Origin of the sequence: Brevundimonas mediterranea, assembly GCF_014196125.1 — a bacterium.
Classification (GTDB): domain Bacteria; phylum Pseudomonadota; class Alphaproteobacteria; order Caulobacterales; family Caulobacteraceae; genus Brevundimonas; species Brevundimonas mediterranea.
The window spans coordinates 242930-265183 of the sequence record NZ_JACIDA010000002.1 but is presented as its reverse complement, the minus strand read 5'-3'; the positions used below and the strand labels follow the sequence as shown (position 1 = coordinate 265183).

At 66.3% G+C, this 22254-nt stretch carries 22 protein-coding genes; 9 read left to right on the top strand and 13 right to left on the bottom strand.

Features of this window, described 5'->3' with window-relative positions:
- Positions 1-98: 98 nt before the first annotated feature.
- Both recQ and GGR11_RS10195 read right to left on the bottom strand, forming a co-directional pair.
- Entirely contained in the window at positions 99-1997 is a 1899-nt protein-coding gene (recQ, locus tag GGR11_RS10200; protein WP_183196699.1) for a DNA helicase RecQ, read from the bottom strand.
- Between the two features lie 84 nt (positions 1998-2081).
- The gene (locus tag GGR11_RS10195; protein ID WP_183196697.1) at positions 2082-3059 is read right to left on the bottom strand and encodes a complex I NDUFA9 subunit family protein; all 978 of its coding nucleotides are present in this window, start codon (positions 3057-3059) and stop codon (positions 2082-2084) included.
- A 115-nt stretch (positions 3060-3174) separates the two neighbouring features.
- Here GGR11_RS10195 and GGR11_RS10190 point away from each other — a divergent pair, with 115 nt between their 5' ends.
- Positions 3175-3606 carry a DUF488 domain-containing protein gene (locus GGR11_RS10190; RefSeq protein WP_183196694.1) on the top strand — a complete coding sequence of 144 codons (432 nt, stop codon included), beginning with the start codon at positions 3175-3177 and terminating at the stop codon, positions 3604-3606.
- A gap of 178 nt (positions 3607-3784) precedes the next feature.
- Here GGR11_RS10190 and GGR11_RS10185 read toward each other — a convergent pair whose 3' ends face one another.
- Complete coding sequence (locus tag GGR11_RS10185; protein ID WP_183196692.1) at positions 3785-5740, bottom strand: M1 family metallopeptidase; 1956 nt, start codon at positions 5738-5740, stop codon at positions 3785-3787.
- Between the two features lie 84 nt (positions 5741-5824).
- Positions 5825-7075 (bottom strand): multidrug effflux MFS transporter, encoded by a 1251-nt coding sequence (locus tag GGR11_RS10180; protein ID WP_183196690.1) that lies wholly within the window; start codon positions 7073-7075, stop codon positions 5825-5827.
- A 128-nt stretch (positions 7076-7203) separates the two neighbouring features.
- Here GGR11_RS10180 and GGR11_RS10175 point away from each other — a divergent pair, with 128 nt between their 5' ends.
- The 3 genes from GGR11_RS10175 (at position 7204) to GGR11_RS10165 (ending at position 9725) form a co-directional block, all read left to right on the top strand.
- Positions 7204-8649 carry an AMP nucleosidase gene (locus GGR11_RS10175; protein WP_183196688.1) on the top strand — a complete coding sequence of 482 codons (1446 nt, stop codon included), beginning with the start codon at positions 7204-7206 and terminating at the stop codon, positions 8647-8649.
- A gap of 150 nt (positions 8650-8799) precedes the next feature.
- Positions 8800-9423, top strand: coding sequence for a hypothetical protein (locus GGR11_RS10170; protein ID WP_221205243.1), 624 nt, complete (start codon positions 8800-8802; stop codon positions 9421-9423).
- Positions 9423-9725 (top strand): winged helix-turn-helix domain-containing protein, encoded by a 303-nt coding sequence (locus tag GGR11_RS10165; protein ID WP_154726070.1) that lies wholly within the window; start codon positions 9423-9425, stop codon positions 9723-9725. The genes GGR11_RS10170 and GGR11_RS10165 overlap by 1 nt, the downstream gene beginning before the upstream one ends.
- On the opposite strand, the gene GGR11_RS10160 is transcribed toward GGR11_RS10165, so the two are convergent.
- Positions 9722-10552, bottom strand: coding sequence for an ABC transporter permease (locus tag GGR11_RS10160; RefSeq protein ID WP_183196684.1), 831 nt, complete (start codon positions 10550-10552; stop codon positions 9722-9724). The genes GGR11_RS10165 and GGR11_RS10160 overlap by 4 nt on opposite strands.
- Positions 10553-10818: 266 nt before the next feature.
- Between GGR11_RS10160 and gcrA the strand changes: the two genes are divergently transcribed.
- On the top strand, positions 10819-11361 hold the full coding sequence (gene gcrA / locus GGR11_RS10155; RefSeq protein WP_183196682.1) for a cell cycle sigma 70 cofactor GcrA: 543 nt from the start codon (positions 10819-10821) through the stop codon (positions 11359-11361).
- Between the two features lie 177 nt (positions 11362-11538).
- Here gcrA and apaG read toward each other — a convergent pair whose 3' ends face one another.
- A complete protein-coding gene (gene apaG / locus GGR11_RS10150; protein ID WP_183196680.1) occupies positions 11539-11946 on the bottom strand; it encodes a Co2+/Mg2+ efflux protein ApaG in 408 nt (135 codons plus the stop codon).
- Positions 11947-12027: 81 nt separating this feature from the next.
- On the opposite strand from apaG, the gene GGR11_RS10145 reads away from it, so the two are divergent.
- Positions 12028-13053: a 2'-deoxycytidine 5'-triphosphate deaminase gene (locus tag GGR11_RS10145; protein WP_183196678.1), complete on the top strand. Its 1026-nt coding sequence runs from the start codon at positions 12028-12030 to the stop codon at positions 13051-13053.
- A gap of 139 nt (positions 13054-13192) precedes the next feature.
- On the opposite strand, the gene GGR11_RS10140 is transcribed toward GGR11_RS10145, so the two are convergent.
- On the bottom strand, positions 13193-14446 hold the full coding sequence (locus GGR11_RS10140) for an MFS transporter (protein WP_183196676.1): 1254 nt from the start codon (positions 14444-14446) through the stop codon (positions 13193-13195).
- Entirely contained in the window at positions 14443-14919 is a 477-nt protein-coding gene (locus GGR11_RS10135; RefSeq protein ID WP_183196674.1) for a cupin domain-containing protein, read from the bottom strand. Before GGR11_RS10135 ends, GGR11_RS10140 begins: the two co-directional genes overlap by 4 nt.
- A gap of 42 nt (positions 14920-14961) precedes the next feature.
- On the opposite strand from GGR11_RS10135, the gene dapE reads away from it, so the two are divergent.
- Complete coding sequence (dapE, locus tag GGR11_RS10130; protein WP_183196671.1) at positions 14962-16149, top strand: succinyl-diaminopimelate desuccinylase; 1188 nt, start codon at positions 14962-14964, stop codon at positions 16147-16149.
- Positions 16150-16467: 318 nt separating this feature from the next.
- On the opposite strand, the gene GGR11_RS10125 is transcribed toward dapE, so the two are convergent.
- From GGR11_RS10125 to GGR11_RS10110, 4 genes are all read right to left on the bottom strand, one after another.
- Positions 16468-17595, bottom strand: a complete 1128-nt coding sequence (locus tag GGR11_RS10125) for an MBL fold metallo-hydrolase (protein WP_246331826.1) — start codon at positions 17593-17595, stop codon at positions 16468-16470.
- The gene (locus GGR11_RS10120; protein ID WP_183196667.1) at positions 17576-18151 is read right to left on the bottom strand and encodes a hypothetical protein; all 576 of its coding nucleotides are present in this window, start codon (positions 18149-18151) and stop codon (positions 17576-17578) included. Before GGR11_RS10120 ends, GGR11_RS10125 begins: the two co-directional genes overlap by 20 nt.
- Positions 18141-18836 carry a hypothetical protein gene (locus GGR11_RS10115; protein WP_183196666.1) on the bottom strand — a complete coding sequence of 232 codons (696 nt, stop codon included), beginning with the start codon at positions 18834-18836 and terminating at the stop codon, positions 18141-18143. Before GGR11_RS10115 ends, GGR11_RS10120 begins: the two co-directional genes overlap by 11 nt.
- A 199-nt stretch (positions 18837-19035) precedes the next feature.
- The gene (locus GGR11_RS10110) at positions 19036-20340 is read right to left on the bottom strand and encodes an amidohydrolase (protein ID WP_183196664.1); all 1305 of its coding nucleotides are present in this window, start codon (positions 20338-20340) and stop codon (positions 19036-19038) included.
- A gap of 87 nt (positions 20341-20427) precedes the next feature.
- On the opposite strand from GGR11_RS10110, the gene GGR11_RS10105 reads away from it, so the two are divergent.
- Both GGR11_RS10105 and GGR11_RS10100 read left to right on the top strand, forming a co-directional pair.
- Entirely contained in the window at positions 20428-20778 is a 351-nt protein-coding gene (locus GGR11_RS10105; protein WP_008260764.1) for a hypothetical protein, read from the top strand.
- Positions 20779-20819: 41 nt separating this feature from the next.
- Positions 20820-21251: an SRPBCC domain-containing protein gene (locus GGR11_RS10100; protein WP_008261741.1), complete on the top strand. Its 432-nt coding sequence runs from the start codon at positions 20820-20822 to the stop codon at positions 21249-21251.
- A 12-nt stretch (positions 21252-21263) separates the two neighbouring features.
- Here GGR11_RS10100 and GGR11_RS10095 read toward each other — a convergent pair whose 3' ends face one another.
- Positions 21264-22244 (bottom strand): type II secretion system F family protein, encoded by a 981-nt coding sequence (locus tag GGR11_RS10095; RefSeq protein ID WP_183196662.1) that lies wholly within the window; start codon positions 22242-22244, stop codon positions 21264-21266.
- Positions 22245-22254 lie beyond the last annotated feature (10 nt).

Below are 22254 nucleotides of genomic sequence, written 5' to 3'. Positions count from 1 at the left end.
GCCGGTGGGCCAACTCGCACCACCGAGCCCCTCACCCTTTCGCACAAGGACGACGGCTGCGCCGCCGTGTGCTCAAGCCCTCTCCCGGCGGGAGAGGGTCAGTGGATGGCGGCCAACGTCTCCAGCACGCCCTTGCCGTAGCGGTCCAGCTTGGACTGGCCGACGCCGGGCAGTGCGCCCAGGGCGGTCAGGTCGCCGGGTTCGGCGTGGGCGATTTCCAGCAGGGTCTTGTCCTGGAAGATGACATAGGGCGGGACATGTTGTTCCGAGGCGCGGTCGCGGCGCCAGGCCCGCAGGGCCTCGAATCGGGCGCGGACGTCGGCGTCCATGGTCTCCAGCGCGGCATTGCGGCCCTCGCCGGTGCGGTCGCGGCGATTGCGCGGATTGCCCGAGCGCGTGCCGGCGTCGTAGCCGGCGGGCACGCGACGCACCTCGATCCGGCGTTCGGCCTTGTAGACGGCGCGCACCGCCTCGCCGTCGCCCAGACCGACCAGGGGCTTGCCGTCGTTCGGATCCTCGACCAACAGGCCCACGAACAACAGGTGGTCGACGATGTCGCGCCAGCCGTTGGGCGAGATGTCGGCCCCTATGCCCCAGGTGGACAGCTGTTGCTCCCAAGGCTGGACCGCCTTGGTCCGGCCGGTCAGGTGATCGACGATCCGGCCCCGGCCGAAGCGGCCGCCCAGACGCTGGACCGCCGCCAGGGCCTTTTGCGCGGGGACGGTGGCGTCATAGAGAAGCGGCGGGTCGCCGCAGATGTCGCAGACGCCGCAGGGTTGGGCTTCGGTCTCCCCGAAATAGCGGCGCACGGCCTGGGCGCGGCAGACGGCGCCGTCCAGCATGGCGAACAGCTGGCGGGCCTTGCGCACCTGAACCTGTTTGACCTCCTCGGCCATCGGGCGGCTGTCCAGCCGGCGCAGGGTCCAGGCGATGTCGGAGGGGCCGTACAGGGTGATGCCCTCGGCCGGTTCGCCGTCGCGGCCGCCCCGGCCGATCTCCTGCCAATAGGCCTCGAGACTGCCCGGCGGATCGGCGTGGATGACGAAACGGACGTCGGCCTTGTCCACCCCCATGCCGAAGGCGATGGTGGCGACCATGACGGCCCCGTCCTCGGCCAGGAAACGCTCCAGCCGGCGGTCCCGCTCCTTGGTGTCCATGCCCGCGTGATAGGCGATGGCGTTGGTCCCGGCGTCGCGCAGCGCCTGGGCCACGCGGTCGCAGCCGTCGCGGCTGCCGCAATAGACCACGCCCGACTTGCCCCGGCGTTCGCGCACCAGTTCGATGACGCGGGCGTCGGTCTTGGCGCGCGAGGCGCTCTCCTTGCGCTCGGCCGACAGCTGCAGGTTGGGGCGGGCGAAACTGTCGACGAAGACCTTGGCCTGTTCCAGCCGCAGCGAGCGCAGGATGTCGTCGCGGGTGCGGGCGTCGGCGGTGGCGGTGACGGCGATGCGCGGGACGTTCGGGAACCGCTCGGCCAGCAGACCCAGGTTGCGATAGTCGGGGCGGAAGTCGTGGCCCCACTGGCTTACGCAGTGGGCCTCGTCGATGGCGATCAGGCTGAGCGGCAGTTCGGCCAGCCGGTCCATCATGGCCCCCGCCGCCAGGCCTTCGGGCGAGACATACAGCAGGTCCAGATCGCCGGACCGGGCCGCGGCCCAGATCGCCGACCGCTCGTCCAGCGAGACGCCGGAATCCAGCCGGGCGGCGGCGACCCCCTGCTGTTTCAGGGCCTCGACCTGGTCGGTCATCAGGGCGATCAGGGGCGAGACCACCAGCCCCAGGCCGGGGCGCAGGATGGCCGGGATCTGATAGCAGACGCTCTTGCCGCCGCCGGTGGGCAGGACGGCCAGGACGTCGCGCCCGGCCAGGATCTCTGCCACCACCTGGCTTTGCAGCCCCCGGAAGTCGCCATGGCCCCAGACGCGCGACAGCAGGGACCGGGCGTCGTCCAGCGTCGGGTCCTGGGCGGGGCGGAACTGGGTTTGCGTGGCGGGCATCCGAAGGTTGTGCACTATTTGTTCCGCCATGCGAAGATCGCCCGGCCGTTTTCACGGCCGGGCGTCAGGCCGGCGAAAGACGTGTCAGTGGGCGGGCGAAACGGCGAACTGGCCGCCGTCGCGATAGCGCCACAGATAGGAGGGGGCGATGGAGCCCATGCTGGTCGGATGAACCATGCCCAGGTCGGTCAGGCCGGCGGCGTCCGGCGAGACGATGTTGTCGGACTGAAGCATGACGACCTGATCGCGGGTCAGGGGCGGGGTCAGGCCCAGAAGGGCGACGGTCTGGAACACCGAACCCATCAGACGGGCGACGGGGAAGGGGATGGGCAGAAGCGGCCGATTGCGGCCGGTCTCGCGGCACACCAGCTCCAGCACTTCGCGGAAGCTGTAGATGTCCGGCCCGCCCAGTTCGTAGGTGCGGCCGGCCGCGTCGCCGCGGGTCGCGGCGCGGGCCACGGCCTCGGCCACGTCGCCGACATAGACCGGCTGGAACCGGGTCTTGCCGCCGCCGATCAGCGGCAGGGCGGGGGCCGAGACCGCCATGGCGGCGAACCGGTTCAGGAATCCGTCGCTGGCGCCGAACACCAGCGACGGACGCAGGATGACGGCGTCGGGATAGACGGCGCGGATCTCGTTTTCGGCCTCGCCCTTGGTGCGGGCGTAGGCGGAGCGGCTGTTCGCGTCGGCGCCGATGGCCGAGATCTGGACGACGCGTTCCACCCCGGCGGCCTTGGACGCCTGGGCGATATTCCTGGCGGCCTCGACATGGGCGCTCTTGAAGCCGCGCTTGCCGCCGCCGTCGTGCAGGACGCCGACCAGATTGACCACGGCGTGCGAGCCGCGCACGGCCGCCGCCACATCCTCGGCATTGGTCACGTCGCAGCGCATGAACTGGATCTGGCCCGGATCGCCCAGGGGCTGGACCTCGATGGCCAGAACCGGGTTGCGCACCGCCACGCGGATGCGCCAGCCGCGACGGGCCAGGGCGCGCACCGCCTGCGATCCGATGAAGCCGGATCCTCCGAAGAGGGTCACGACGCCGGGGGCGAGGTCAGCCATGGGGAAAGCTCCAGTCGAAATCCGTGTCGGCGGGATAAACGATAGGGCGCCGCACCGCAACGCGGCGTTGGACTGTCAAGCTGGCGATCGTGGCCGCCGCCCCTATCTGCGACCCATGAAAGTCTTCACAATCGGCTACGAGGGCGCGACCCAGGCCCAGGTGATCGACCGGCTGAAGGCGGCCGGGGTCGATCTTCTGGTCGATGTCCGCGCCGTCGCCGCCTCGCGCCGCGCCGGGTTTTCCAAGACGATTCTGGGCGAGAGCCTGAAGGCCGAGGGGATCGACTATCTGCATCTGCGCGGCCTCGGCACGCCCAAGGCGGGGCGGGATGCGGCCCGCAAGGGTCATGTCGCCGAAATGCGCGCCATCTTCGCCGACCATCTGGCCGAGCCCCAGGCCCAGATGGAATATGAGCGGTTGAAGGCGCTGGCGGGCGAGAAGCGCGTGGCCCTGCTGTGCTTCGAGGCCGATCACGCCGGCTGCCACCGCGCCGTCCTGGCCGAGCGGCTGTCGGACGAGGCCGGCGCGGCGGTGGTGAATCTTTAAGGGCGGAGGCGAGGCCCACCTTCCCCCGCTTGCGGGGGAAGTGTCAGGTCATGGCGCGAAGCGGCACGCCTGACGATGGGGGAAGTTCTTCTTCTAAAATAAGACTCCCCTCTCCGACCCTGGTTCGCTTCGCGAACGCCGGGCCACCTCTCCCGCAAGCGGGAGAGGGTCTTTTGCCTTAAGGCCGTCCCACCAACTGATCGACCGAACCGCTGGTGACCGGGTGATACAGAGGCCGGGCCTCGGCGTAGATGCGGCGGGCGATGGATCGGCCCCAGTCGCCCTCGTTCCACAGGGTCTGGAACAGGGGCAGGACGAATTTGCGCCGTCCCTGGCTGGTCAGGAATTTCTCCGCCGTCGCGACCGCCGGCTGATAGCGGTGGGCCAGGGCGATCTGCAGCCAGGCGAAGGTCAGTTCGCTGTTGCCCTCGTTCGCCAGGTTCAGGGTGCGCTCCAGATCGGCCAGTTGGGCGGCGGTCAGCCAGTCGGCGTTCGCCGCTAGGCCTTCGGGACGCCAGCCCAGGAAGCGCTGGCGCTGCTGGGTGTTCCACTCCGCCCAGGGAATGGCCGAGGCCGGTCCCTTGTCCTTGAAGAAGGCCACGGCGGCCGCATCGACCGGGGTGAAGGCGTTCGACACCGGGGCCACGGCGTTGGACGGCAAGCCGGGCTGATAGACCCAGGCGTCCAGCTGCAGTTCGGATTCCAGCGTCGCGTCGCCCTTCACCAGATGGGTGCGGATGTCCTCCAGGAACATGGCCGTGGTCATCGGCCGATAGGCGTTGCGGTCGAAATAGCCGCGCAGCCAGGCGTCGAACTTCTCGCGGCCAGCGATCCGCTCGATGGTGCGCAGAAAGGCCGAACCCTTGTCATAGGCGATGGTGTTCATGCCGTCGTCGGGGTCGCGGCCGGTCAGGTCCAGATGCAGGCGGGTGTCGGCGGCGGGCAGGGATTTCAGCTCGTCCTGCAGCCCGTCCCAGCTCAGCACCTGTTCCTGCACCGCGCGGTCATGGCCGTAGATCGACTCCATGATCCGGTTCTCGAAATAGGTGGTGAAGCCCTCGTTCAGCCAGAAGTCGTTCCAGGTGGCGTTGGTGACCAGATTGCCCGACCAGGAGTGCGCCAGTTCGTGCGCCACCAGCGAGACCAGCGACTGGTCCCCGGCGATGATGGTCGGGGTGGCGAAGGTCAGTTTGGGGTTTTCCATCCCGCCGAACGGGAAGGACGGCGGCAGGACCAGCAGGTCGTACCGGCCCCAGCGATAGGGGCCGTACAGTTTCTCGGCCGCGTCCACCATTTCGGCGGTCGGCTCCAGTTCGGCGGCGGCGGCGCGCAGGCGGCTGGGCTCGGTCCAGACCCCGGTCCGCTCGTCGAAGGGCGCGAAGGCGATGTCGCCGACGCCGATGGCGATCAGATAGGGCGGGATCGGATTGTCCATCCGGAAGCGCCAGGACTTCATTCCATTTGCGGCGGCTTCGCCCTTGGGCGTCAGCTGGTCGGCGCTCATGACCACGGTCAGTTCGGCGGGGGCGGTGATGCGGGCCGAATAGGTCTGGCGGATGCCGGGGCTGTCCTGGGTCGGAACCCAGGTCCGGGTCAGGATGGCCTGGCCCTGACTGAACAGATAGGGCTTCTGACCGCCCGCCGTCTGGGTCGGGCTCAGCCACTGCAGCGCCGCCGCGTCGGGACGCGTCGAATAGCGGACGGTGATCTTGCGCCGCTCATTGGCGGCGAAGGCCGGGAAATAGACGGTCAGGGGCTGGCCCTTGATGGCGTCATTGTCGCCGACGACATAGCGCAGCGGCTGACCTGATGCGTCGCGCACGTCCTGGATGTCCAGATTGCGAATGTCCAGGATCACCTCATTGGCGCCGGGGACGGCCAGGATGTCCAGGGTCGCCGTGCCCGACAGGGTCTTGGCGTTGAAGTCGGCGGTCAGGTCCAGGGCGACGTCGACGACGCGGGCGATCTCGGGCCGGGCGTAGGTGTGGCTGTCGACCGCATCGGGGCCTGGGGCGGGCGCTATGGGGGGCGGCGTCATCGACGCGGTTCCTCCGGTCGGGGTGGAACAGGCGCCGAGGCCGAGAACCGAAGCAAGGGCGAGGGTGGAGACGAGACCGAAGGCTTTGCGCTTCATCGAGGCTTTCCGGGGCTGACCAGAGGGGTTGGCCGGAGAACGCGCGGAAACGTCGAAAAGATCAAGCCTGCGGTCGGTAAAGCCTCAGTGCGCCGTCGCGCCGGGCGCGTGATGCGATCGGAACAGCCGGCCGCGTTCGGCGAACAGGACCCAGGCCAGGGCGATCAGGCCGAAGACGGTGAAGCCCAGCACCATGGGTACGGTGGTGCCGTTGAACTGTTGGCCCACCGCAAAACCCAGCAGGGAGCCGAAGATGGTGGAGATGAAGCCCTGGATCGAGGCGGCGGTGCCAGCGATATGGCCCATCGTCTCCATGGCCATGGCCCCGAAATTTCCGGCGATCAGGCCGAAGCAGAACATGGTCAGGGTCTGAAGGATCGCGAAGGTCCAGATCGTCTCATGACCGCTCAGGGCGACGAGTGCGTGGATCGCAGAAATGCCGGTGAAGCCGATCAGAGCCGTGTGCGAGATCTTGCGCGATCCCAGCTTCACCACCAGCCGCGCATTGACGATCGAGGCCACAGCGATGCCGCCCGCGATCAGGGCGAAGATGGCCGGAAACGCCGCCTCGGCATGGAAGACATCGGCGAAGATCTGCTGCGACGAGTTGACGAAGCCGAACAGGGCCCCGGTGATGGCCGTCATCGCCAGGGTGTAGCCGACGGCCGTGCGGTCGGTCAGGGCGATCTTGTAGGCCGCCGTCAGACGCTTGAACTGGATCGGCAGGCGATCCTCGGGCTTCAGCGTCTCGGGCAGGCGCAGGGTCGCCCAGACGATCAACGCCACGCCGATCAGGCCCAGGCCCGCGAAGATCCAGCGCCACGGTCCGACCAGCATGATCAACTGCCCCAGCGACGGCGCCAGGATGGGCACGCCCAGGAAGACCAGGAAGCTGAAGGACATGACCCGGGCCATGGTGCGGCCTTCGTAGCGGTCGCGCACGATGGAGACGGCCAGCACGCGGGTGCAGGCGCTGCCCAGGCCCTGGCCGATCCGCGCCAGGATCAGCATGTCGAAGCTCGGAGCCAGGGTGGCCAGCAGGCTGAACACCACATAGACGCCCACGCCGAACAGCAGGACGGGTTTTCTTCCGAACCGATCCGCCAGCGGGCCGTAGAACAACTGCGCGCCGCCGAATCCAAGCAGATAGGCGGTCACGACCCACTGACGGTCGTTGTCGGTCGCCACGTTCAGGTCGGCGCCGATATGCGGCAGGGCGGGCAGCATGGAGTCGATGGCCAGGGCGTTCAGCGCCATCATCAGGGCGATCAGGCAGACGAACTCGACGAAGCCGAGCTCCTTCTTGGCGGGGGCTGACGCAGGGGAAGAAGACATTTGGGCCAGATGCGCTGTCACGCCCCGATCCGCAACCGTCGCCCTGTCATAAATTGCTGCAATGCAGCGATACCGAGGTTGACCGCTTGGCGCCTCGCCAAAGCCAAGAAGCTTCGCTAGAGGAAGTCATGACAGAACAGATGACAGCACAGGCGGCGCTGGACCGCCTCGAAACCCTCTACACCCAATCCGTGACCAACCTGCGCGACGCCGTGCGGGATTTCGTCAACACCGGCGCGCGGCCCGATCCGCTGAAACGCGCCGAAGGGGTGTTCGCCTATCCGGAACTTCGCATCCGCTGGGACGGGGATCGTCCCCAGGACCTGGAGCCGCGCGCCTACGCCCGGCTGTCGAAACAGGGAACCTACGCCACCACGATCACGCGGCCGGACCTGTTCCGCCCCTATCTGACCGAACAGCTGGGCCTGCTGGAACAGGAGTACGCCGCGACCTTCGAGGTCGGGATCTCGAAGCAGGAAATCCCCTTCCCCTATGTGACGGACGGACTGGAGGTCGCGCTGGACCGGTCGATGACGGCGGCCCTGGCGCGCTGGTTCCCGACCACGGACCTGGCCCATATCGGCGACGAGATCGCCGACGGCCTGTTCGACATGGGCGGCGACTTCCCTCTGTCGCATTTCGACGGGCTGAGGACCGACTTCTCGCTGGCGCGACTGCGCCACTACACCGGCACGCCGGTGGATGATGTTCAGTCCTATGTCCTGTTCACCAACTACAATCGCTACGTCGACGAGTTCGTGCGCTGGGCCATCGAACAGCTTCAGACGCCGGGCACCCCCTATGAGACCCTGTCCTGCGCCGGCGGCGTCGTCATCACGCGCGAGACGGCCAACCCCGAAGCGGCGATCAGCGACACGGCCTGGAAGAAGCACCAGATGCCGGCCTACCACCTGACCGCGCCGGGCCATAAGGGCGTGACCCTGGTCAATATCGGCGTCGGCCCGTCGAACGCCAAGACCATCACCGATCACCTCGCCGTCACCCGCCCGCACGTCTGGCTGATGATCGGGCACTGCGGCGGCCTGCGCGCCAGCCAGACCATCGGCGACTATGTCCTGGCCCACGCCTATCTGCGCGACGACCATGTGCTGGACGCGGTCCTGCCGCCGGACATCCCCATCCCCTCCATCGCCGAGGTCCAGCGCGCCCTGTACGACGCCACCAAGTCGGTCAGCGGCATGCCGGGCGACGAGGTCAAACTGCGTCTGCGGACCGGCACGGTGGTCACCACCGACGACCGGAACTGGGAGCTGCGCTATTCCAAGTCGGCCCTGCGCTTCAACCAGAGCCGCGCCGTGGCCATCGACATGGAAAGCGCCACCATCGCCGCCCAGGGCTACCGGTTCCGTGTCCCCTACGGCACCCTGTTGTGCGTCTCGGACAAGCCGCTGCACGGCGAGATCAAACTGCCGGGCCAGGCCAACCGCTTCTACGAAGGCTCGATCTCTGAGCATTTGCAGATCGGCATTCAGGCGGTGGACCTGATGCGGAATGAGGGTTCGCGCCTGCACTCCCGCAAACTCCGCGCCTTCGACGAGCCGCCGTTCCGGTGATCGCCGCTTGTCTCCTCCCCGCCCTTGCGGGGAGGGGGACCGCCGCGCCCCTTCCCCATGTATGGGGAAGGGCCTAATAACGAGAAAGAACTTTACAAACCAAAGTGCATTGTGCATCCTGTGATCATCGGATTTCAGGAGGAGGGCGCCATGGCGCGCGACGCACAGACTATTCAGGACGACATCGCCTATATGCGGGCCTTGGCCCACGAGGGGCGGCACGCGCCGTTGCTGGCGGGACGGTTTCTCGTCGCCGCGGCTCTTATCTTCGGCACGGCGAACATCGGCCAGTGGGCCATTCAATCTGGGGTGATCGACGTCAATCCGTGGGCGCAGCTCTGGCTGTGGATCGGGGCGGGGATTGTCTTCGCCATCGCCCTAGTCGTGCTGATCGGCCAACAGAAGGGTCGGCCGGGCAGCCAGTCTTCCGGCAATCGCGCGGTGGGCGCGGCTTGGTCGGGCGTGGGCTACGGCATTTTCGTCACCTGGCTGGGACTGGTCGCGCTTTCGGTGAAGAGCGGGGACTGGGGCTGGATGTCGGTCATGCCGACCGTGGTGCTGGTGGCCTATGGTTCGGCCTGGATGGTCGGCGCGGCCATGAGCGGGGCGCGCTGGATGTCCCTGACCGCCCTGCTGTCCTATGCGGGCGCTGTCGGCGTGGCCTGGTTCATCGACACTCCGGCCATCTATCTGATCTTCACGGTCGTCCTCGTCGCCGTCGCGTTGCTCCCCGGCCTGATCCTGATGCGGCAGGAACCGTCGGAGATCGTCTAATGGCGGATGATTTCGATATCAGCCGGATCGACGAGGTGATCCACGGGCGGATCCGGCTGGGCATCATGGCCTATCTGTCGGGGGCCGAGGCGGCGGATTTCAATACGCTGAAGGCCCGGCTGCAGACGACCGACGGCAATCTGTCGGTCCATCTGCGAAAGCTGGAGGAGGCGGGCTTCGTCGCCGTGACCAAGAGCTTCGTCGGCCGCAAGCCCCTGACCGAGGCCCGGCTGACCGAAGAGGGCCGGACCGCCTTCGTCGCCTATCTGGACGCCATGGCGGGGCTGCTTCCGGCGCGCTAGCTCTTCAGACGCCAGCCCGAGCGGAACACCAGCCAGCAGACGACTCCCATGACGACCATCAGCACGGCCGAACCGATCACGCCGATCGTCAGGTTGCTCTCGGCATGGCCGATGAAGCCGTAGCGGAAGCCGTCGATCAGATAGAAGAAGGGATTGTAGCGGCTGAACGAGCGGAACGGCTCGGGCAGATTGTCGACCAGATAGAAAGTGCCCGACAGGAAGGTCATGGGCATGACGATGAAGTTCTGGACCGCCGACAGATGGTCGAACTTCTCGCTCCAAAGGCCCGCCAGAATCCCGGTCATGCCCATGATGAAACTGGCCGCCAGGGCGAACCAGACGATGGCGAAGATATTGGCCACGCCGAGCGGCGCGAACGGCAGGACGCACAGGGCCGTGACCAGACCGACCACCGCCCCGCGCGTGGCGGCGCCCAGGGTGAAGCCCAGGGTCAGCTCCAGCGGGCTGAGGGGCGGGGTCAGGAAGTCGGTGGCTGTGCCCATGATCTTGGCCTGGATCAGGCTGGACGAGGCGTTGGCGAAGGCGTTGTTCAGCACCGCCATCATGATCAGGCCGGGCGCCACGAACAGGGCGAAGGGCGTGCCGTGCAGCGGCGGCCGGGCGCCCTGAAGCGCGACTACGAAGACCAGCATATATAGCAGAGTCGTCACCACCGGCGCCGCCACCGTCTGAGCCCCCACCTTCCAGAACCGCCGCACCTCGCGCAGATACAGGGTCTGCACCCCGATCCAGTTGACCCCCGGATAACGCCGCGGCTGCGGCAGGCCGGCGGGGCGGGTGGAGATCAGGTCGGGCGTCTCGGTCATGGGCCGCCAGATGCGCTTTGAGACGTGGCTTCGCAAGGGCGTGGTGACCCGTGATTGGTGAATCGTGACCTTCGCTGACTCACGATTCACGCGTCATGCCTGACGAACCAGTCTTAACCTTAACGATGATTCAATATCTGGTTTCTGTGGACGGTTGATTCGCACATCTTGCGTCTCTTAACGGCTGGTTTACGATTAGTGGTAGGTCAAGACCCCGGAGGGGGAATCTGGACCTAGATATTGAATCCAAACTCGCTGAGGGTGGCATGACCGCAGGCTGGACCGACGACCGCGTAGGCGCGCTGAAGAAGCTCTGGCTCGAGGGCCAGTCCGCGAGCCAGATCGCCAAACAATTGGGCGGCGGGGTCACCCGCAACGCCGTGATCGGCAAGGTGCACCGTCTGGGCCTGTCGGGCCGGGCCGCTCCGTCGCAGCCGGCGCGCACCGCGACCAGCTTCCGCACCACCCGCCCGCGTCCGGCCGCCGCGGCCGCGACCCCGGCCCAGGCGCCCCAGCCTTCGGCTCCGCGCCGCCTGGAAGCCGTCTCGTCCAAGCCGGTCCCGCCGACGCCCCCGGCCGCCCCGATCCCGGACCTGCCGGGGACGGCCACGGTCATGACCCTGGGCGCGCACATGTGCAAATGGCCGATCGGCGACCCGTCGTCGCGCGAGTTCAGCTTCTGCGGCCGCCGCGCCTCGGAAGGCGTCTATTGCGTCGAACACGCCCGCGTCGCCTACCAGCCGCAAGTCCGCCGCGGCAGCAAGGAAAGCGGTTCGGACCTGGCCCGCAGTCTGCGTAGATATATTTAAGGGCGCTATCGCGCTTCGCGCTACTTGAGCGCGGCGCTTCGCGCGGGTCATCCCCGCGTCAAAGATGCTCCTTATGGAGCCGACTTCCCCCTCGCCGGCCTGCGCAAGCGGCCGGCGAGACTTCAGGGGGCGGGGCTGCGGTTCATCCGGGTTGACGCAGCCCCATCCGCTTTTCGATCAGTTCAACACCCGCCGCGCATCGGGCGTGTCCAGCGAAAACGCCGGAATCTCCGCCTCGAAACTGCGCCCGTCCGCATCCGTCATATAATAGGCCCCGACCATCGACCCGCTGTCGGTGCTCAGCGGACAGCCCGAGGCGTAGGCGTAGCTGCCGCCCGGTTCGATCACCGGCTGTTCGCCCACCACGCCGGGTCCGCGCACCTCCTCGACATGGCCGTGACCGTCGGTGATGGTCCAGCGACGCGCCATCAGCTGCACCGTAGATCCGCTCAGGTTCACGATCTCGATCTGATAGGCCCAGACCCAGCGCCCCTCATCGGGGTCCGACTGGCCCGCCAGATAGCTGGGCCGGACCCGGATCAGGATGCCGTTCGTTTCGGCGGTATAGGCAGGACCATCGTGCATGGGCTATATGCTCGCCCCGCCGCGCGCGGGCTGCAAGCGCGACTTGGAGACAAGTCGTGAAAACCGTGTGAGACAGACGCCATGAGCTCCTTCCAAGCGCCCCGTCCCGGCATCCTGCCCGCCCAGTCCATCGAGACGCTGATCGCCACGGGCGCCATCACGTCCGACACCCCGTTCGATCACGACCAGGTCCAGCCGGCCAGCCTGGACCTGCGCCTGTCGGACCAAGCCTGGCGCGTGCGCGCCTCCTTCCTGCCCGGCCGCCGCAAGGTCGAGGAGCGGATCGCCGACGTGGCCATGCACCGGATCGAGATCACCGACGCCGGCGTCGTTCTGGAAAAGGGCTGCGTCTATATCGTGCGCCTTCAGGAGCGGCTGAACCTGCCCAAGGGCCTGATCGCCCGGGCCAATCCCAAGTCCTCGACCGGCCGGGTGGACGTCTTCGTGCGCCTGCTGACCGATCAGGGCGCCAGTTTCGACGACGTGGCCGAAGGTTATGACGGCCCCCTCTATCTGGAGGTCGCGCCCCAGACCTTCTCCATCCTGGTCCGCCCCGGCACGCGCCTGAACCAGTTGCGGCTCAAGGCCGGCGATCCGCCCAAGCTGGAGACCCGCTCGGTCGGCGTCGATCTTCAGGGCGGCGACATCGTCGGCTTCCGGGGCCGGCGTCATGCGGGGGTGGTCGATCTGGACCATATCGACGGCCATGACCCGCGCGACTTCTGGGAGCCGCTGAGCCTGCGGCGCGGCGAACTGCTGCTGGATCCGGGCGAGTTCTACATCCTGGCCTCGTCCGACGATGTCGAGATCCCGGTCGACCAAGCCGCCGAAATGACCCCCATCGACCCGTCGGTGGGCGAGTTCCGCGTCCACTACGCCGGCTTCTTCGACCCCGGCTTCGGTACGGACGAGGCGCATGGCGCGGGGTCGAAAGGCGTGCTGGAGGTCCGCACCCACGACACCCCCTTCCTGCTGGAACACGGCCAGATCGTCGCCCGCCTGGTCTACGAACCCCTGACCGAACGCCCCAGCCGCCTGTATGGCGAAAGCGGCAGCCATTATCAGAACCAGGGCCTGAAGCTGTCGAAGCATTTCAGGGTGTGGTGACCTCTCCCTCCCCTTCATGGGGAGGGACGATCGCGTAGCGATCAGGGTGGGGTCCGAAGGGGCGCGAGCGAGGTCCTGACTGCCCCACCCCGGCTTCGCTGCGCTGCGCCGCCCCTCCCCATGAAGGGGAGGGAGAAGCTCACGTCAGCCTGTCCGCCTTCCTCAGCCCGGGGAACATCGCCGACCAGGCGCCCGTGGCCGCCAGCGCGCCGAAACCGCCGAACACCGCCGCCCCGACAGCGCCCAGCAGCCGGACCATCACCCCGGAATAGGCCTCGCCCAGTTCGTTCGAGGCGCCGATGAACAGCATGGAGACCGACGACACCCGTCCGCGCATATGGTCGGGCGTGGCCAGCTGGATCAGGGTCTGGCGGATGTTGACGCTGATCATGTCGGCGCCGCCGCCGATCAACAGGGCCAGGGCGCTGAGCCAGACGATCTTGGACAGGCCGAAGGTCAGGGTGCACAGGCCGAACACCGCCACCGCCGCAAACATCCACCGGCCGCCGTGCCGCACGATGGGGTAACGGCTCAGATAGATGGCCACCGCCATGGCGCCGACCCCGAACGAAGCCCGCAACAGGCCGAACCCCTGGGGGCCGACGTGGAGGATGTCGCGCGCGAAGATCGGCGTCAGCAGGGCCACCCCGGCGAACAGCACCACGACCAGGTCCAGGGAGATGGCGCCCAGGACGATCTTGGTCTTCCACACATAGGCCAGCCCCTCCTTGACCGAGTCGATCGGCGACAGAGGATTGGCCTGGGGCGCGGGCTTGCCGCTGGTGCGAATCAGGATGAAGGCCGCGACCGCCAGCAGGAACATGCCCAGGGACACGGCATAGGCCAGGGGCACATTGACCCCGACGATCACCCCGCCCAGGGCCGGGCCGGCGATGGCGCCGGTCTGGAAGGCGATGGACTGGGCGGCGATGGCGGGCGGCAGGGCCTTGCGGCCCACCACCATCGGCAGGAAGGCCTGGCTGGCCGGCGCCAGGAAGGCTCGCGCGGCGCCGAACAGGGCCGCGACCGCCAGCAGCCCCCACAGGGGCGGGTTGCCGTGCAGGGCCATGGCCAGGAAGGAACCGGCGCAAGCGGCCTCGACCAGGATCGAGATCCACACCGTGCGCTTGCGATCGCGCCGGTCGGCCATGGCCCCGGCCGGCAGGGTGAAGGCCAGCAGCGGCAGGAACTGACACAGGCCGACCAGGCCCAGATACAGGCTGGCCTGCTCGATCGGATGGTCGCGCCGGGCGATCTCATAGACCTGCCACAACAGGGCCGAGGACTGGATCTGGATCGCCAGGACGGCGACCACGCGGCCGAACCACAGCAGGCGGAAGTCGCGGATGCCCCAGGGACTGGAGGGGGCGGTGTCGGGGGAGTCTGTGGTCACGTGCGTCTGGGCTGTTTCGGATAGGGCGAACCGTCGCGGTGGAAGTAGCGGTCCGCGCCCGCAGGCAGGACCATGTCGATGTCGGGGTAGTCGCAGGCCGTTACGGTCGGGCTGCGCGTGCCGACCTCGAGCAGAACCGCCTCGCGGCCGGATCGGTTCTCGATCCTGTGGCCGTTGGGGACGCCGGCCTTGAAGCCGGCGCAGTCGCCGGCGCGCAGCACCGTCTCGCCGTCGTCCTCGATCAGGACGACCTCGCCCTCGACCACCATGACGAACTCGTCCTCGGCTTCGTGCCAATGCCGCTGGCTGGACCAGGCGCCGTCGGGCAGGCGCAGCAGGTTGACGCCGAACTGGCTCAGGCCCGCCGCATCGCCCAGCTTCCAGCGGCGGCGCGACAGGCAGGGGCCGGCGAATTCGTCCGGATAGGTCGTGCCGTCGCCTCCGGGCGCGGCGTCGATGTCGATCTTGGGCATGGGCCTTCTCGCCGTGACGCGATGTCCGTAAAGCATAGGCGCATGAGCCGCGCATCAACTCCTGTGATCGATCCTGTCGAACTGACCCGCGACCTGATCCGTATTCCGTCCGTCACCCCCGCCGATGAGGGGGCGATGGGCGTGCTGGAACGGCATCTGACGGCCCTGGGCTTCCACTGCCGCCGCCTGGCCTTCGAGGGGCCGGGGGGCGAAGGGGTCCATGCGCGGATCGAGAACCTGTACGCGCGGCGCGGGACCGCCTCGCCCAACCTGTGCTTCGCCGGCCATACGGACGTGGTGCCGACCGGGCCGTCCGAACAGTGGTCGTCGCAACCCTTCACCGCCGAGGTCAAGGACGGCGTCCTGTACGGACGCGGCGCCGTGGACATGAAGGGCGGGATCGCCGCCTGGGTCGCCGCCGTGTCCCAGGTCATCGCCGAGGGCGAACCCGAAGGCTCCCTCTCCTTCCTGATCACCGGGGACGAGGAAGGCCCGGCGCTTCACGGCACCAAACGGGTGGTCGAGACCCTGGCGGCCGAGGGCGAAGTGATCGACGCCTGCGTGGTGGGGGAACCGTCGTCGTCGCAGCACCTGGGCGACATGATCAAGGTCGGGCGGCGCGGCTCGCTGAACACCTGGATCACGGTCACGGGCAAACAGGGCCACGTCGCCTATCCGGAACGGGCGGCCAATCCGGCGCCGGTGATCGCCAGGCTGATGAGCCGGCTCAACGACCATGTGCTGGACGACGGATACGAAGGTTTCCCCCCGTCGAACCTGGAGATCACTACTATCGACATCGGCAATCCGGCGACCAACATCATTCCGGCCGAGGCGAAGGCGCGGTTGAACATCCGCTTCAACCCCAGCCATACGGGGGACGGGCTGATCGACTGGCTGAACCGCGAGGCTGGCGCCATCCAGGGCGAGACCGGGCTGCAGATCACCCTGGACCACCTGTGTTCGGGCGAGGCCTTCCTGACCGAGCCGGGGGTCTTCGTCGCAGCGGTGCAGGACGCGGTCGAGGCCGTCGCCGGCCGCCGGCCCGAGGCCTCGACCACCGGCGGCACCTCCGACGCCCGCTTCATCCGCGCCCTGTGCCCGGTGCTGGAGCTGGGCCTGGTCGGCCAGACCATGCACCAGATCGACGAACGGGTGCCGACGGCGGAGCTGGAGACCCTGACGGCGGTCTATCGGCGGGTGATCGAGACGGTGTTCGAGCGGTTGTGAGGCCGGGGAAATAGACGGATCCACTGCGAAAAAAAGAGAGTCTATTTCGTCTAATTTGTCTATTTCGCGCGCGGCGAGGCCGGGGCGTGGGGGTGTGGGGGATTGGGTTGTCAAAGACCGGACGGGAAGTGTCGCACGGTTTTGGGGCGTGATGGATTGAGGGGTGTTTGCGGGCGGTAGGGGGTTGAAAAGGTGGGGGTTTCGTTAAAGAATTGGGATGGGATGCCAGCCCTGACGCTCCCGAGCGGACGACGAAGTCGGTAAGGCTTGGCCTGCAGACACGTCCAAACGTCTCGATCACGTTCGGCCGAACCGAGACTAACCGTGAGCACGCGCTAGTGGTACTGCGGCTCCAAAATGCTCGGTTGACCAGGCGCTGGCCGAAACGTTCCGGCGAAACCGCACCATTCCGGGTATCTGAGCAGCGCTCCTGAACGATTTCGTCGTCGCCTTGATTTCTCTTTTGACGATGGAGTCCCGCAGCTTCGCCGCCCTTGTGTGCACTGTAGCAGTAGAATGCGCGTGCGGCGTAAGAGCAAGAATGCGCTCAACGTCCGACTTTTTGGGCAATTGCCCTCCGCCTAACTTCCATGGAGCGAGAACCGCTACCGGTTCGCTTTCTAGAAGTTTCGTCCAGATGTCATCATGATGACCAGTCAGGGATCCGTGATGGGCGATTTTGAATAGAGAGGCCTTAGATTGATGGCGCCCTGTGCTGGAGAGGATGGCGCTCCAGCCGAATTCTGGCTTACCTCGGTGTTCTTCCAGATCTCCTCCAAGGAGCACTACGATGTCGCCCACAGACAGAAGTACGACTGTCGATAGATCGTTGCGAAGCCGAGGAACTGAAACTCGACGGGTCTCGGTTATCTCGGGAATTTCTTCCGACAGCCACGTCAAGAAATTCTCGTATTCCGCATCGGAGGGTGAAAGCGTCCAGAGTGAAAAGTCGGCCCCATGGGAAAGGGGTATACTTCCGGGTGCCCAGATCTGCCTGTCCGGATACCCCCCGGTCAGCGGAGTGCGCCGCTCACCGAGCAGTTCAAACACTCTGCGCAACTCTTTAACGCCTGCCCTAACCTTCGCAGTGAGCGGGTTCTTGTGCGCGGCGGCGTAAACGTGAAACTCGTCCTTCTTGAACGCGTTGGAAGCAATAACCCGGGCATCCGGACATGCTTCGATCACATCACCCAGTCCTCGAACGTGATCATCGTCCCAGTGGGAAATTACAACTCCCGCAACGAGCGACAAGTCGGCACCTATATCTGCGAGATATGCCAAGGCGCATGGCAGATCTGTCGCCTGTGGGCGACAGCTATCTACGAGAATCCAGCGCCCGTCGCCGATATGAATGCATATTGCTTCGCCATAGCCGGGACCGATAATCGTGACCTCGACTTCGTCCTTGGCTGGCGCAAGGTCATAATCAGTCCCAGAGAAGAGCATTTGCAACTGCAGCGCCCTCGGCCTTCGCCGCTTCTAGGTCGCGAGCCGTCCACGCGGGTAATCGACGGAATACGATAGACGAAACCCGCTCCCGACGACCGAACTGGTTCTCCCTATAACCAATCAACCACCGAAAGACGCCACCAACTCGCAGGAGCTCTTGATCGTCAGAGTCAACTTCACTGAGGTCGAACTCTGCGTATTCTTCGGTGTTCTCTTCGTCGGTAAGATCGGCAAGCCGCGCGCCAAATGTGCCTTCGGTGTCGTTGATCTCCATTACGAAACCTTCCCACGACTGAAGCACTTGCAGCCGGCCGAGGGAAAGCGGTTTTACCGTTGCGAGATCGGCGCGAGGCAGCCGGACCTGCAGGGCAGGATGTTCCTGCGCCGAGTTGAACCGGTCGTCATCATCGAGCTGTGCAGTCTCAAAGGAGCCGGCGATCCTCTCTTCGCCGCGCGTACGGTATACCTCCGTCGGTAGCGGATTCTGCGGAAGGGAAACATTGGCTCGCCCAACTCTGACAGCAGTTTGAAGTGGCGTTCCGTCAAAGGCCATCTGCCCAGTCCATAATTGAATCTGTGATTTTCTTAGCGCGTAAACGCGCGATTTCCCATTGCTCTTCCAACAGGTCCATTACATCGCCCGCTGACTTCGGGCTTTTGGGGTCGAATTGATAGTGGTCGTTGACGCCAAACTTGGTGTCCGGCTGGCTGCCCTCAACCCCCTCAACAATCACTCGAATGTAACCTAAATGCTCGTCCGGCCGCTGGCTGCGCTCAATCGTTAGATTGCGCATGCCCCCTACTCGAACGCCTTGTTTTCCCTCTGGTGGAGCAAGCAGGGCATCCCAAGGCGCCTTCGGAACAAGGCCATCGCCCATTGCATGCCACTTCACGTGATCGCTCAGGCGAAAGACGGTTATAAAATTCAAACCCATCGCAGAAATCGGCGTATGAGGCAGAAGCCGAAAACAACCTAAAGCAAAATCCTTCGCTGACACCAAAGGCTCTTCTAGTGCAGTCACCGTGAAACGGCCTTGCTCGACTAAGATACTCTTTTTTGCCAACGAAAGCTGTGTGATTTCCTTATGAATTACGTCATCACCGCCATTTTCCACTGCCGCTTTGGCCTCCGACTCACCAATAATGTTATTGGCGCGGAGCCACTCGGGCTGGAAGATCAGAGGGTTCATATGGCCGAGCAGAACCACCGCTGCATATTGCTCACGGATTTCAGCCATTCTCGCCTCCCCTCGCGCAGCTTGAGAATGCTGACGTTGTATTAAGCTCATGTGAAGCATGCGCTGGCCGGGTCGGCATGTTCAACCTTTTAAAAGGCCTGAATCGGCCCGAGGACAACCTGGTTATGAATTAAGAACAGACGCGCGCACTACAAGCACCCAAAGTGACGGGTTACGCCTCCCGATTGCCCACCTCCCCCTAACTCCGCTCCAAAAACCGCAGCGCCGTCAGGACATGCGTCTTCACGCCCAGCGGCAAGACCTTTTCGTTCGGTGAGAACTCCGGCGAATGGTTGGGCGCCGACTGTGACGGGTCCACGCCGTCGGGACTGGCGCCCAGATGGTAGAAGACGCCGGGGATGGCCTGCTGGAAATAGCTGAAGTCCTCGGCCACCGTGGTCGGGGGCGTGGCGGGGTTGACGTTGCCGGGGCCGGCCGCCTCGGTCAGGACCGGGGCCTGCCAGGCGGACAGGCCGGGGTCGTTGAAGACCAGGGCGGCGTTCTGTTTGACGCCGAACTCGGCGGTGGCGCCATAGGCGGCGGCGACATGGTCGATGGCGGTCTCGGCGCGGGCGACCAGGGCGTCGCGCTGGGCTGTATCGAAGGTGCGCAGGGTGCCCGACAGGGTCGCGCTGTCGGGGATGATATTGTAGCGGACGCCGGCGCTCAGGGTGGCGATGGTGAAGACCGTCGGGGTGGTGGTCGGATCGACCGTTCGGGCGGTCAGGGTGTTGACCGTCTCGATCACCTGGCCCGCCACCGCGATCACGTCCACGCCGCGCCAGGGCCAGGCGCCGTGGGTCTGTTTGCCCTTCAGCACGATATCCACCCGGTCCGAGGCGGCCATGAAACCTTCTGGCCGGTAGAAGACGCTGCCCGGACGGCCGGGCACGACGTGCAGGCCGAAGATGGCCTCGGGCTTGGGATCGTTCAGCGCGCCCTCGGCGATCATCAGGGCGGCGCCGCCCTTGGGTTCGCCGGGAGGGGCGCCCTCTTCCGCCGGCTGGAAGACGAAGACCACCGTGCCGGCGATCTGGTCCTTCATCCCGGCCAGGACCTGGGCCGCCCCCATCAACATGGCCATGTGCATATCGTGGCCGCAGGCGTGGGCCACGGGAACCGTATTGCCCATGTATGTGCCCGTGGCGGTGGAGGCGAAGGCCAGGCCCGTCGCCTCCTGCACCGGCAGGGCGTCCATGTCGGCGCGCAGGGCCACGACCCGGCCCGGACGGGCGCCGTGCAGGACGCCGACCACCCCGGTCTTGCCGACGCCGGTGCGGACCTCCAGCCCCAGGGACCGCAGGTGATCGGCGATGACGGCGGCCGAGCGGGTCTCGGCGAAGCCCAGTTCGGGATGCTGGTGGAAGTCGCGGCGCCATTCGACCACCCGGGGCGTCACACGCTGGACGGCGGCGTTCACGCTGGCCGCATCGACGGCCTGGGCCTGGGCGGAGCCGGCCGCGAGCAGCAGCGCCAGGGTGGAGACGGCGAACAGGCGACGCATGTGGATATCCCGTGAAATCGGAGAAGCCGCAGGATGAGGGCGCCGGGGCCGCTTGTGCAACGACCATCGCTCGGCGAAAATCGAATCATGGCCAAGCCGATCAAGAGCACGACGACCGAGTGGCGCGACGTCGTGCTGGTGTGCCGCAAATGCTCGAAGAAGCTGGACGGCGGCTTCGGGCCGGACGGCGATCTGACGCTGAAGAAGGCCCTGCGGAAATATCTGCACCTGAAGAAGGGCAAGAAGGGGCGCAAGGGCGAGCTGACGGTGGCGGGGACCGACTGTTTCGACATCTGCCCCAAGGGCGGCGTGGTGGCGGTCAACGCCGCCCATCCCAAGAAACTGCTGATCATCCCGGCCGGCGCCGACCTGTTCGAGGTCAAGACGCGGCTGGGGCTGGACGACGGCCGGCGGCTGAAGGTGGTAACGCCCGACTGAGACGTCTTTCTTCCGCCGCCCAGTCGTGCCAGATCGGCGGCATGGACGACACCAAGATCGAGAAACGCGCCGGCGTGCGGGCGACCTCCGACCGGATCTGGGAGCTGGTCTCCGACCTGTCGCGCTGGAACGAATGGAATCCGCACGAGACCGAGGTCTCGGGCGCCATCGCCTTCGGCGGCCAGTTGACCCTGACCGAGGCCTTTCCCGGTCAGCCGGAGCGCGCGGTCGTGGCCCGCATCGCCGACTGGCGGCCCTATGTGCGGCTGGTCTGGACCGAGAACCGGGGCTTCCTGTTCCGCACCCTGCGCTACATCGACATCGAGGAGCTGGAAAAGGGCAGCTGCATCGTCTCGTCGGCTCACAAGTTCGCGGGGCTGAGGGGCGAGCTGTTCCACGACAAGCACCGGATCGCCCTGCGCGACGCGCATCAGGCCATCGTCGACAATCTCAAGGCCGCAGCCGAGGCCTGAAGCGCCGCCGGATCAGCCCTTGGCCATCGTGTCCATGATGTTCAGGATCGCCGGGCCCAGGATGACGATGAACAGGACCGGCAGGAAGAACAGGATCATCGGCACGGTCAGCTGAGCCGGCAGGGCGGCGGCCTTCTTCTCCGCCGCCGACAGCCGCAGGTCGCGGTTTTCCTTGGCCATCACCCGCAGGGCCGAGGACAGGGGCGTGCCGTAGGTCTCGGCCTGGGTCATGGCCACGGCGACGGATTTGACGCCGGGATGATTGGTCCGCTTGCCCAGGTTCTCGTAGGCCATGCGCCGGTCCGGCAGATAGCTGAGTTCGGCGGACAGCAGGGACAGCTCCTCGGCCAGTTCGATGGACGATGTGCCGATCTCCTGGCTGACCTTGGCGATCGCCGCCTCGATCGACATCCCTGCCTCGACGCAGATCAGCAACAGGTCGAGGGCGTCGGGGAAGGCCTGCATGATCGAGGTGCGGCGCTTGGTGATCCGATTGGTCAGAAACAGGTTGGGCGCATAGAAGCCCGCGACGGCGGCGGCCATGCAGGCGGTGACCTTCTGCATCGTGGGCCAGTCTACGACCTTGATCACGAACATGTAGAAGGCGACCACCATCAGGAAGATGAAGGGCGAGGCGAAGCGGAAGAAGTAGAAGGTGGTCAAAGGGCGCGGGCCGCGATAGCCGGCCTGGGCCATCTGGTTGGCGACCTTGGGATCTTCCAGCAGCTGGGTCAGGTTCAGCCGGTCCACGACCCGCTTCTTGAACCCCTCATCGTCCGTATGGCGCAATCCGCCCGGCCCCGCGTGGATGGCGGCCCGGGAGCGGCGCTTCAGTTCGTCGCGGCGTTCCGACACCGCCTTCATCCGCTGGTCCAGCTTCACCCCGCCCGTCATCGACGACAGCAGGGTCAGGACGGTGGCGAAGACGAGCACGCCCACGCCGAGGCTGAGCAGGTTCTGCGGGTCGGTGATGAAGCGAATGAAGGCGTCCACGGTCCCGACC